8 protein-coding genes and 2 pseudogenes are annotated in these 12,086 nt (G+C 41.2%); 8 read left to right on the top strand and 2 right to left on the bottom strand.

Annotation, left to right across the window (positions count from 1 at the left end; all coding sequences use genetic code 11):
* Nucleotides 1-27: 27 nt before the first annotated feature.
* The 3 genes and pseudogenes from xseB (FCR06_RS12440) (at nt 28) to FCR06_RS12425 (ending at nt 1,527) form a co-directional block, all read left to right on the top strand.
* Nucleotides 28-257, top strand: a pseudogene (xseB, locus tag FCR06_RS12440) (exodeoxyribonuclease VII small subunit).
* Between the two features lie 219 nt (nt 258-476).
* Complete coding sequence (locus FCR06_RS12435; protein ID WP_138500367.1) at nt 477-653, top strand: leucine-rich repeat domain-containing protein; 177 nt, start codon at nt 477-479, stop codon at nt 651-653.
* Nucleotides 654-771: 118 nt separating this feature from the next.
* The gene (locus FCR06_RS12425) at nt 772-1,527 is read left to right on the top strand and encodes an alpha/beta fold hydrolase (protein WP_138500042.1); all 756 of its coding nucleotides are present in this window, start codon (nt 772-774) and stop codon (nt 1,525-1,527) included.
* Between the two features lie 95 nt (nt 1,528-1,622).
* Here the strand turns inward: FCR06_RS12425 and FCR06_RS12420 are convergent, their stop codons facing one another.
* Together FCR06_RS12420 and FCR06_RS12415 are read right to left on the bottom strand one after the other, a co-directional pair.
* Nucleotides 1,623-1,913, bottom strand: a complete 291-nt coding sequence (locus tag FCR06_RS12420; RefSeq protein ID WP_138500040.1) for a hypothetical protein — start codon at nt 1,911-1,913, stop codon at nt 1,623-1,625.
* An 89-nt stretch (nt 1,914-2,002) separates the two neighbouring features.
* Nucleotides 2,003-2,437 (bottom strand): annotated as a pseudogene (locus FCR06_RS12415) (Uma2 family endonuclease); the annotation flags it as partial.
* A 195-nt stretch (nt 2,438-2,632) separates the two neighbouring features.
* On the opposite strand from FCR06_RS12415, the gene xseB (FCR06_RS12410) reads away from it, so the two are divergent.
* The 5 genes from xseB (FCR06_RS12410) (at nt 2,633) to FCR06_RS12390 (ending at nt 11,741) form a co-directional block, all read left to right on the top strand.
* Nucleotides 2,633-2,866: an exodeoxyribonuclease VII small subunit gene (gene xseB, locus FCR06_RS12410; RefSeq protein ID WP_138500038.1), complete on the top strand. Its 234-nt coding sequence runs from the start codon at nt 2,633-2,635 to the stop codon at nt 2,864-2,866.
* Between the two features lie 441 nt (nt 2,867-3,307).
* Nucleotides 3,308-4,069 carry a sucrose-phosphate phosphatase gene (locus tag FCR06_RS12405; protein WP_138500037.1) on the top strand — a complete coding sequence of 254 codons (762 nt, stop codon included), beginning with the start codon at nt 3,308-3,310 and terminating at the stop codon, nt 4,067-4,069.
* The gene (gene ruvA, locus FCR06_RS12400) at nt 4,066-4,704 is read left to right on the top strand and encodes a Holliday junction branch migration protein RuvA (RefSeq protein ID WP_138500035.1); all 639 of its coding nucleotides are present in this window, start codon (nt 4,066-4,068) and stop codon (nt 4,702-4,704) included. The genes FCR06_RS12405 and ruvA overlap by 4 nt, the downstream gene beginning before the upstream one ends.
* A 110-nt stretch (nt 4,705-4,814) precedes the next feature.
* Nucleotides 4,815-6,002: an 8-amino-7-oxononanoate synthase gene (gene bioF, locus FCR06_RS12395; RefSeq protein ID WP_138500032.1), complete on the top strand. Its 1,188-nt coding sequence runs from the start codon at nt 4,815-4,817 to the stop codon at nt 6,000-6,002.
* Nucleotides 6,003-6,638: 636 nt separating this feature from the next.
* The gene (locus tag FCR06_RS12390) at nt 6,639-11,741 is read left to right on the top strand and encodes a PAS domain S-box protein (RefSeq protein WP_138500030.1); all 5,103 of its coding nucleotides are present in this window, start codon (nt 6,639-6,641) and stop codon (nt 11,739-11,741) included.
* Nucleotides 11,742-12,086: the final 345 nt, after the last annotated feature.

Raw genomic sequence — 12,086 nt, 5'->3', positions numbered from 1 at the left:
TACAACAGATTACTGTCAAGATATTAAATAGTTAAACGTAAGAGTGCTTCTAGTTCTGATTTAATCGATTGGAATTATGAGGCAAAAGTTATTGAAATAGAAAAAATCATTGCTGCATCGAGGCGGGTGAGTTGGAATTGCTAGAAGTCTTCGACCAATTTGCCAAGGCTATAGAGTATTTGCGTCAGTGCGAAAGTTTTTTGCAGCAGCGACAGCAGCAAGTAGATTTATTGATTGAAACTTTGAGTGATGAGTAGAAATATTCAAATTTATTAGGTAGCGTGACTGTCCCCTAATATACCGTCAGGGATGCGAGCGCTTAATTTTGTAAACAATGCCAAAAATTGCTCGCAGGTATAATCACAGAGATAGCTAAAAACCAGATTTAGATATATGCGCTCGCCACATTTTAAGGCACATTGGCGTAGCCCGCCGCAGGCATCGCCAAAAAGCGAAGATGTAGCATTTTTTCCTAAATACCTGATGCGATCGCTAATTTAACCAATCTGAGGGAGCTTGACCTCAGTTACAACCAAATAAGCGAGATTCCAGAGGCGATCGCTAATTTAACCAATCTGAGGGAGCTTGTCCTCAGTTACAACCAAATAAGCGAGATTCCAGAGGCGATCGCTTGCAAAGATATCTGGAAGTGAGCGACGAGCAGGTGTTGGGGGCGGCGGTGGCGTTGTTGATGCTGTCTCCTGTTGGGGGAGATGTCGGGAAATATGGTAATCTTGTAAATCTATTTTTTTATTTTAAGAGGATGTTCAAATGCCAGAAACACAAGTTGGAGATATTAGCATTTATTACGAGGTGAAAGGCAGTGGATATCCACTACTCATGATTATGGGTTTAAGCTTCAGCCTTTTGGACTGGGGGGATGTGTTTCTTGATGAACTGGCGAAACATTACCAAGTCATTGTGTTTGATAACCGCGATTCTGGACGTACAAAAAGTCAGTCAACAGACAACTACACCACTGTTGATATGGCAAATGATGCAGCAGGATTGCTTAATGCTTTAGGAATAGCACAAGCTCATGTTCTTGGACTCAGCATGGGTGGTATGATTGCTCAACTGTTTGCCTTGAGACATACTAGCAAGCTTAATAAATTGATATTATCCTGCACAATGGCAGGTGGAGATTGTAGCGATTTCAATCCAAATAATCAAGGAGATTTATTGGATCTTCTTTTTCCAGAATCATACTTAGCTATCTCTAATAACCGGGAAAAAGCAGAAGATTTTTTCAAAAAAACCTCACTTTATCACAGTCAACCAGATGGTTTGAGCAGACTAATACAAGCGCACAATACTCACGATACCTGTAATTTATTGCAAGGCATTAAAGCACCTACTTTAATCATTACTGGAGATAGCGATTCCGTAATTCCTCCTGTAAATAGTAATATTTTGAATAACAAAATTTCTGGTTCAGAACTCAAAATTATTAAACAAGCCGGACATGGGTTTCTTTATAGTCATACTGCTGAATTTGCAAAAATTTTGATTGATTTTTTATCGTAATTCAAACTGACTTTTCACGGCATCTGGAAAAGGTTATTTTGATGGTTTCCCAAGCCCTAATTTCTCCGGTAGCTATTTGAAATAATTCCCACCTTTCATTTGATTAAAATTGAGCTAGCGCTCGCCAAAACAACAAATGGGTTCGCCAAAACAATAAATGCGTTTGCCGAAATCACAAATGCGTTTGCCGAAATCACAAATGCATTCGCCAAAATAACAAATGTGATCGCCGAAATCACAAATGGGTTCGCCGAAATAACAAATGAGGTCACTAAAATAACAAATGCTGGATCGCTATGCTTCAGTATCCTAGTTTTTATCTCACGCAAAGGCGCAAAGGAAGAAAGCAAGGAATAAGATTGTGGTCTAAATATAGCCGTAGTCACACCCTTTAGGACATTTTGAAAAGATGAATGCTAGGAATAGTAATAGTTCTACCTTCTGCCTCCTGCTATACATGAAAACTGCTGTAATATCAGCTATTGTTCAACTGCTGAACAAACGCTTGATGTTCATCTGAACTTAGCCCTTTTTGCAATACCGCTAATACCTGTTGCATATTTCCCGCAACTAATGCTGAGACATCCAGCCACAATCCTGGAAACACTTGACTTTCAATTATCCCTGACATATTTGGTATCAACGCCACATATTCACCATCCTGCAAGCTGAACCAACTCACAGTACTTTCAAAAACCTGCCAAACAATATATTCCTGAATGCCATTGCGACGATAAGCATGTTTTTTATCATGCAAATCTTTGCTAGCACTGCTAGCAGCAACTTCTGCAACTAATTCTGGCGCACTTTCGACGTAACCATCATTACCTATATGAGACAATCCACCACAGGCTGCATCGATTAACAAAATGGCATCTGGCTGGGGTTCATTATCTAAATCTAGTCGCAGGTTAAATTGATTGTATCGTAGTGTATTTCGAGGATAAAGAAGATAATGGCGATCGTGTGCGGCTGTAGTCCGACAAGATTTGTTGAATCAATTGGGGCAGGATGGAGTTAAAGTGAAGGTTATGAAAATAAATGTAGACTCAAAGCGGCTTGCTGTAGGCTAGCGCACGAGGAAATAGAGGACATAGAGAAATTAATGGTTAGACGAAAGAATTCTTCTAATTCTGAATCAATAGAAGGTTGGAATTATGAGGCGAAGGTTATTGAAATAGAGGGAATTATTGCTCGCATTGAGGCGGGTGAGTTGGAATTAGAAGAGGTTTTTGACCAATTTGGCAAAGCTGTTGAGTATTTGCGTCAGTGCGAAAGTTTTTTGCAACAGCGACAGCAACAAGTAGATTTATTGATTGAAACTTTAAGTGATGATTAGTAGCAACAATCTGCGTAAAACCTAATAGTATAAATTTTACTCAATATGAATAATCTACTGTAGTCGTAAATTCTATATCCATGTAGTAGAGTTTCTTCAACAAGTAGCAAAGTGTGTGAAGTGGTTTTATTATAAATATCCTAAATCTGATAAAAAATTAATAGTTCTTTGTTAGTTACAAAAAATTTCAAAGTTGCATCTATTCAGATTTTAACAAAGTATAAATTACTGGGTCTTTATTAACTAGCTCGGTAAAAAATCCAGTTATTTTTGACTTTTAAAAAAATTATTACATTGGTAAGAATACACAAAAGCCAAAATTTGGTAAATTAACTCGCAACGCGTAATTAAAAATCCTTTGACGAGTCTTATCATCTGACCAATCGTCAGAACTTTACCTATTTTGGCAACTACTAACTTGTAACTTGGTACATCAAAACTATGAAACCATTTCTTTTTGTAACCGACCTGGATGACACCTTGGTATATCGCACTGTGGGAAATGACGATATTTTACCAAAGTTGAACCAATTGTTGAATCAACATCGTCAAGAATATGGCACAAAAATTGTTTATTCTACCGGGCGATCGCCTCACCTTTACCAAGAACTTCAACTTCAAAAAAATCTTTTACAACCTGACGCTTTAGTGCTTGCTGTGGGCACAGAAATTTACCTTGATGGTGGTAAAACTCTAGATTCGAGTTGGTCAGAAATCCTCTCTCCTGGTTGGGATCGCGAACTTATCTTATCTATAACCAAAAATTTCCCTGAATTAAAGCCGCAACCAGAATCAGAACAGCTTGCTTTTAAAGTGAGTTTTTTTGTTCCTCAAGAAATAGCGGTTAATATCTTACCCCAACTTAAGGCAGAGTTGGATAAATATAAATTAAATGTAAAGTTAATCTACAGTAGTGAAATAGACCTTGACATTGTACCCCTTACCAGCGATAAAGGTCAAGCAATGCAATTTTTACGTCAAAAGTGGAAATTTGCAACAGAACAAACAGTTGTCTGTGGTGATTCGGGTAATGATATTGCTTTATTTGCTGTAGGCAACGAAAGGGGAATCATAGTCGGTAATGCTCGAAAAGAGTTACTCCAGTGGCACAACGAGTATCCGACTGACCATCATTACCTGGCACAAGATTTTTGTGCGGGTGGGATTCTAGAAGGATTAAAATATTTTGGTTATTTAGAATGATTAGCTATCTCAAAGGAATCGTTGCTGGTATTCAAACAATTGGTAATCGGGTTGTTCTGACTCTGGAAGTAAATGGCTTGGGGTATGATTTACAAGTCCCACAACGCCTAGTACAGCAGTTACCAGATTCAGGAGGAGTGGCGCAAATCTTTACCCATTTGCAAATTCGAGAAGAAATCCCATTCCTATATGGCTTTGCTTCTCCAGCCGAACGCGATTTATTTCGCCAGTTGCTAACAGTTAGCGGTATTGGTGCAGCCTCAGCGATCGCTTTATTAGACACTTTGGAACTACCAGATTTAGTCCAAGCAATTATCGCTGCCAACACCCAAGTTTTAATTCAAGCCCCAGGTGTCGGCAAGAAAACCGCAGAACGCATCTGTTTGGAATTGAAAAGCAAGTTAATCGAGTGGCGCAAATCAGCAGGATTCTTCGTCGCTACGGGCGGCCCCGCAGCCGGAATTCTCGAAGAAGTGCAAATGACTCTCTTTGCTTTGGGATATACTGCCCATGAAGTCAGTCACGCTTTGCACGTAGTAAGCGAAGACATTGGACTACCAAAAGACGCCTATGTAGAAGATTGGATTAAACAAGCGATCGCTCATCTCAGTAGTAGCGAACAAGTTGGTTATTAGTTATTTGTCATTAGTCATTAGTCATTATTTTTTCTTTGCGTCCCCGCGTTTTTCTATCTCCCCATTACCCCTTATCCCCAGAGGGGGCCCCACCTTACCTATTCCCCTCTATGCCCCACGACCCTTATGCTTGGATAGAAACATCTCTAGCAACAATTCATCGGGCGAACTGGTATCGTTCAGTACAAACTATCGAGGGTCGCCCTGGTGCAACGGTGGTTTTAGCTGGGCAAGAGGTAATTAATTTTGCCAGTAATGATTATTTGGGATTGGCTGGGGATGAGCGTTTGATGGCAGCAGCGATCGCTGCCATTGAGGAATTTGGTACTGGTAGTACTGGTTCTAGATTACTCAGTGGACATCGAGAATTACATAAAGAGTTAGAAAAGGCGATCGCATTTATTAAACAAACTGAAGATGCCTTAGTGTTTAGTTCTGGGTATCTAGCTAATTTAGGTGTAATTACTGCTTTAGTTGGTAAGCGCGATTTAATTTTATCCGATCAATACAATCATTCTAGTTTGAAAAATGGGGCGATTCTCAGTGGTGCAGCAGTTATAGAATATCTACACTGTAATGTTACAGCACTCAAAATTCAGTTGAGTCAGCAACGGCAAAATTACCGACGCTGTTTAATTCTGACTGATAGCGTCTTCAGCATGGATGGCGATTTATGTCCAATGCCAGCACTGTTGGATCTCGCAGATGAATTTGACTGTATGCTGCTAGTTGATGAAGCTCACGCGACTGGGGTACTCGGAAAAACTGGTGCTGGGTGTGTTGAGCATTTTGGATGTACCGGAAAGCCGTTAATTCAAATTGGTACTTTGAGTAAAGCTTTGGGTAGTTTAGGTGGATATGTAGCAGGAAGTAGTGCCCTAATTGACTTTTTACAAAACCGCGCACCCAGTTGGATTTACACCACTGCGCTTTCACCTGCTGACACAGCAGCAGCCTTAGCAGCAATCAAGATACTACAACAAGAACCGCGACGCCGTGCCCAATTGTGGGAGAATATGCGTTACTTGAAAACTTTGCTCGAACAACTACCTAATCTAAAATTACTGCCTTCAGAATCACCTATATTATGTTTTCAATTGCCTAATACAATAGACGCACTTCAAACTGGAAAGCACCTCAAAGATGCTGGTATTTTTGCCCCGGCTATTCGTCCCCCAACAGTGCCCACAAGTCGCATCAGAATATCTGTGATGGCAACTCATAAAGTAGCACATATTGAAAAATTAGTAGCAGTGCTGAAGCAGGGCAATGGCGAGTGGGGAGTAGGGGAGGTTTGAACTGGATAAATCGACCTCACAGACTCGAATGGCACGCTTGTTATCGGCTGCACTACTCATGTTAGCAGAAAATAATTGAGCCATCTCATACACAATTGTTACATCTATATTTATCTGAACAAATTTTATTGGCGTTGTTACACGAATAAGAATTTCAGCCAAAAAGTTAGCAGTTTCAACGCTTTGGCTATCCATAATTGCTTCACTGAGAGATGCTTCTCGGTTTTGACTTACCCTTACCCACAAAACGTAACAGTTCCTTAATTTCAACCAATGTTCAATTAATATGCGATTGTTGGAAGTAATGATAGACAGTTTTCCAGTTGGAAAAATAACTTACGAGCATTCGTTTAGTAACATCCTTGCTTTGAGCAATCAACTCAGATTTTGGATTAACTTAAATTACTACATTTTTATAAATTGAATATTTCTTATTAGTAAATTAATTTTATGGCTAGAAGAAGATTAATTATAAATTCTGGTTTTAAATACTATATCACTTGATAATTAACTTCTAGCAAAAGAAGTTTTGAAAAGTAAACAAAATCTATCTAGAGATAAATTACTAAAATTCGCAAACTAGCTTAGGGTGTGTAAAGCCTGTGCAATAAGTATTGGTTAGTCCGAAACATTTTGATGCTCCATATTCCTTATTCTCAATTACTGCGTTATGGCATTGCTGTATTAAATGTAGCACTTGCATTAGTTTTAATGCTGATGCTACATTCTTGGCTAAGCATAAGTGGAACTCATTTTTTGCTGTTTTTTAGCGCTGTAATGGTGAGTGCCTGGTATAGTGATCTGAAATCAGGACTATTGGCAACCTTGTTGTCTGCGCTACTGAGCAATTACTTCTTCCTATCACCGCTTTATCAACTGAGTTTTGATTTATCTAATTCTCTAGAAACCGGGTTGTTTGGATTACAGGGATTCCTCTTTAGTATTATCTGTCAGGCATTTAAAACTGTTAAAGGAGAGGCTGATGTAAATTTACAACAGCTCAAAGTCTCCCAAGAGCGATTTGGCTTAGCCTTGAGCAGTTCAGATATTATGGTATTTCAGCACGATCGCAATTTGCGATATCAGTGGATTCATCATCCTCAAGTTGGTGACACGGCACAAGAAATCCTTGGTAAGTCTGATGCTGAAATATTTCCTGCCTCAGTAGCAGAGCAATTGATGGCGATTAAGCGCAGAGTATTAGAAACTGGTGTTGCAGCCCGTGAAGAAGTTTATCTGCCGATAAATGGAGAAAACCGTTACTACGATTTGCTCGTTGAACCGCTTAAGGATGCAGATAATAGCATTCATGGGATTACTTGTGTGGCTGTGAATATTACGCAGCGCCATCAAGCGGAATTAGAAAACACTAGATTGCACAGGGAACTTCAGCAAGCTGTTCAGCAAAAAGATGAATCTTTGGCGTTGCTGAATGCTTGGCTGACCACTTCACCAGTAGCGCTGGCTTTCCTTGATACTGAACTTCGCTACGTTTACGCTAATGAAGCTTTAGCAGCTACTAATGCTGTGCCACTAAACCAACATATTGGTCGCACCTTTCAAGAAGTCCTACCGCAATGGGCAGAGCAAATTGAGCCTGTATTGAAGCAAGTGATGGCAACCAGGCAGCCCTTACTGAACCAGGAAATAACCCGTGAAACTTATCCACTCGGGATGTCTCGTTACGATATTGTCAACTATTATCCGGTGTGTTTACCAGATGGGCAGTTGCTAGGAGTGGGTATTACATCTATTGATGTCACTCAACAGAAACAATCTGAGCAAACATTACGGGAAAGCGAAGCCAAGTTTCGCAGTGTAGTTGAGTCAAATATGATTGGCATTGGGTTTTGGCAAATAGACGGCAAAATCGCAGATGCCAATGATGCCTTGTTGGAAATGTTGGGTTATTCTCGTGCAGAATTAGTTTCCGGCAAACTTAACTGGCAAAACCTGACTCCACCAGAGTACCAGCCACTCGATGAGCAAGGACTGATTCAACTGCAAAACAGTCGCTTTTGCACACCCTATGAAAAAGAATATATCTGTAAAGACGGCTCACGCTTGCCAGTTTTGATAGGTGCTAGCCACTTTGAGGAGACTTTTGAGCGAGGAGCTTTCTTTGTTCTAGATATCACACAACGCAAGCAGGCTGAGCAAAGACTCCGCTATATTGCCGAAGTTACTAATTTACTTTCTACTTCCCTTGATTACGAGCAAACCTTAGAACAAATTGCAAATATTTCAGTTCCCCAGGTAGCTGATTGGTGTAGCGTCGATATTCTCAATGAAGATGGTTCCATTCGTCCCTTATGTATTGCCCATGCAGATCCATCCAAAGTTGAATTGGCACGTAAACTTCAGCAGTATGGGCAGAATTACAAGGGTACAAATGCCATTAATAGAGTATTGCAAACTGGGCAAAGCGAATTAATCTCAGAGGTATCTGACTCGCTATTAGTGACAAATACTCAGAACGAAGAACACTTAGAAATTGTTCGGCAATTGGGGATGAAGTCTGTGATGATTGTGCCGTTAGTCGCAGGAGGGCGAGTACTCGGTAGCATTACGTTTATTAGTGCTGAATCAAACCGTCATTACGATCGCTCTGACTTGACTTTAGCAACAGATGTCGCCTCTCGTGCTGCCTTAGCAGTGGAAAATGCCCAACTTTATCGAGATATCCACCAAGCTTTAGTTCATTATGCTGAATCTTTATCTCTTCTAGATGCGCTGCTAGGAGCCGCTCCCGTTGCTGTATGCTTTTTGGATCGCCATCTGCGATATATCAGGATTAACCAGGTGTTTGCTGACATTAACGGTTTAACTATAGAACAACACTTAGGACGCAAATTTCGAGAAGTACTACCAAAAATGGCGGCTGAGTTGGAAGTCCAGTTACAGCAGGTGTTAGATACTGGAGAACCACTGCTGAATGTAGAAATTAACACCCAAACACCAGGGCAACCCGAAAGTTATCGATACTGGCTGGGCAATTATTACCCAGTCAATAATCGAATGGGCGAAACAGAAGGAATTGGAATAATTATGGCAGATGTAACAGCAGCAAAACAAACAGAAGTTGCTTTGCGAGAAAGCGAAGAAAGATTCCGGGCAATGTTTAATCAAGCTGCTGTGGGTATTGCTTTGGTAGCCTTAGATGGACGATTTCTTCAGGTTAATCCGGCGCTGTGCCAGATTACTGGCTACAGCCATGAAGAGTTAATTGAGATGAACTTCGAGGAAATTACTCATCCTGACGACTTAAAAGCTGATAGAGAAAATGCTCTGCGAGTTTTGGCACAAGAAGAAATTAGTGGTTATTCCTTAGAAAAGCGCTACATCCGCAAAGATGGTTCTATTGTTTGGGTAAACCTAACTTCATCAGCAGTTTGGAATTCTCAAGGAGAACTCAAGTATGCATCAGGCATTATCGAAGATATCAGCGATCGCAAACGAGTTGAAGCCACGCAACAATTTTTAGTTGAAGCCAGCACTCTACTTGCTGCCTCATTGGATTATGAAATCACCCTAGCCAATGTGGCTAATTTAGCAGTTCCTACCCTAGCTGACTGGTGTATTGTAGATGTTTTCCAGGAAGATTGGTCAAGTAAACAAATTGCGATCGCAATTGCTCAGCCAACAAAACAAAATATCTTAAACGAAATCCAACGACGTTATCCACCTAAAACCGGGGCACAACAGCTTGTGCAGCAGCTACGGTTGGGAATACCTGTTTTTTATCCCGAATTATCTCACTCTCATCTTTTACAGATGGCTCAAAACGAGGAACATCTGCAATTACTCCAAAGTTTAGCTATTTGTTCTCTAATGGTGGTTCCAGTCCGTTCTCGTGGGCAATTATTTGGCGCAATCTCTTTTTTTACAGCCGAATCGGGTCGGCACTATCAACACGTAGACTTAGCCTTAGCAGAGGATATTGCTCGCCGTGCTGCTACAGCCATTGACAATGCCAGACTCTACCAAGAAACTCAGCAAGCAAAACAAGCAGCAGAGCTATCTGTTAATCGGACTGCACTTTTACAAAGTATCACTGCCGCCCTCTCCGAAGCCCTAACTTCTCAACAAGTAGCTGATGTGGTGATGAACCAAGGAATTGCTGCCTTGGGAGCCTCTGCTGGTTGCGTTGTCTTACTTGAAGCAAGCACTACCTTGGAAGTTGTCCAAGCAACTGGCTATCCACAATCAGTTATAGATATCTGGAAAAGTTTTCCTATCACTGCTGATAACCAAATTGCCCAAACAGTCAAAACTAAAAAGCCAATTTTTATAGAAAATGTAGAAGCCTTGATGGCAAACTATCCCAACTTAGCTGATACTGTGGCTGTGACTGGGAATAATGCCTGGGTTTCCATACCATTAATAGCAGAGGGTAAAGCCATTGGCGCACTGGGATTTAGCTTTGCTAGTGCCCAAGGTTTTAACGAACAAGAGCGGCGATTTATGTTGACATTGGGACAGCAATGTGGCCAAGCCATCGCCCGCGCTCAACTTTACGAAGCAGAAAAGACTGCACGCGCCCAAGCTGAGACTGCCAACCGGATTAAGGATGAATTCCTCGCTGTCCTTTCTCACGAATTGAGAACTCCCCTCAACCCGATTTTAGGCTGGTCAAAGTTACTCAGAACCCGGAAGTTTGACGAAGCGACTAAAGTCCGTGCTTTAGAAATAATTGAACGCAACGCCAGGTTACAAACCCAACTCATTGAAGACTTGCTCGATGTGTCGCGGATTTTACAAGGTAAGCTGAGTCTAAATCTCCATGCAGTGGATTTAAAAGTTCCGATCACCGCAGCTCAAGAAACGGTACGTTTAGCAGCAGAAGCCAAGTCAATTGAAATTCAAACACATCTGAACAATGATGTCGGCAAAGTTTTAGGCGATAGCGATCGTTTGCAACAAATTATGTGGAATTTACTTTCCAATGCCGTTAAATTTACATCTGCTGGAGGACGAGTAGAAGTACGTTTAGAACAGGTGAGGGAAGAGGACGCAGGCAATTTATCGCAAACACTTTTTGCCTCCTCTTCTGTTGGCTATGCTCAAATCCAGGTGATTGATACAGGTAAGGGAATCAACCCAGAGTTTTTGCCTCACGTTTTTGACTACTTCCGCCAAGCAGATTCCAAGACAACCAGGATATTTGGCGGACTGGGATTAGGATTAGCAATTGTGCGTCATTTAGTAGAACTTCACGGTGGTACAGTTGAGGCAGAAAGTCCAGGAGTTGGACAGGGAGCAACCTTTACAGTTAAGCTACCTTTACTCAAAAGTACAGAGTCACGAGTTCCCAGTCCTCAATCTTCTAACTTAGAACTGAGTGCTGAAGACTCATTACTTTTGGGAGTAAAAATTTTGCTTGTAGACGACCAAGAAGATGTACGTGACTTTTTTAGCTTTGCCTTAGAACAGTATGGAGCAACTGTAACCGCAGTTGCATCTGCACCCGAAGCATTAAAAGCAATAGCCCAGTCGAAGCCAGATATCCTGTTAAGCGATATTGGAATGCCCTTGATGGATGGCTACATGCTGCTACGCCAAGTAAGAAAATTGTCGCCAGAAAAAGGCGGACAAATTCCAGCCATCGCTTTGACTGCTTATGCTGGAGAAATTAACCATAATCGAGCATTAGCAGCCGGGTTTCAAAAACATTTATCCAAACCCGTCGAACCATTCGATTTGGCTAGTGCGATCGTAAATCTAATTCGTAATTCGTAATTCGTAGTTTGTAATACTTTGGCTTCGCCTTTCTCTACGAGAGGCTTGTCTGGGAGACGCTACGCGAGTGCGAACGGCTACGCTTAGGACAGGTTCGGTACAAGTTCGTAAGTTTCTAGTTCAGAAGCTCAACTTTCACCTTCAGAAGCTCAACTTTCACCCTCAAAAACTCAACTTTCACCCTCAAAGACTCAACTTTCGAGTAGAAAGATTACAGCAGATTGCAAGTAAGTGAGGTACAAAATCCAGGACTGATTCATGAGAGATAAAGAGTTTCTACCTCCTACTTCCTGCCCCCTCCCCTGCCTCCTACTTCCTACCCCCTCCCCTGCCTCCTACTTCCTG

Origin of the sequence: Nostoc sp. PA-18-2419 (assembly GCF_005869855.1) — a bacterium.
Classification (GTDB): Bacteria; Cyanobacteriota; Cyanobacteriia; order Cyanobacteriales; family Nostocaceae; genus Nostoc.
This window is presented reverse-complemented; position numbering and strand designations above follow the sequence as displayed.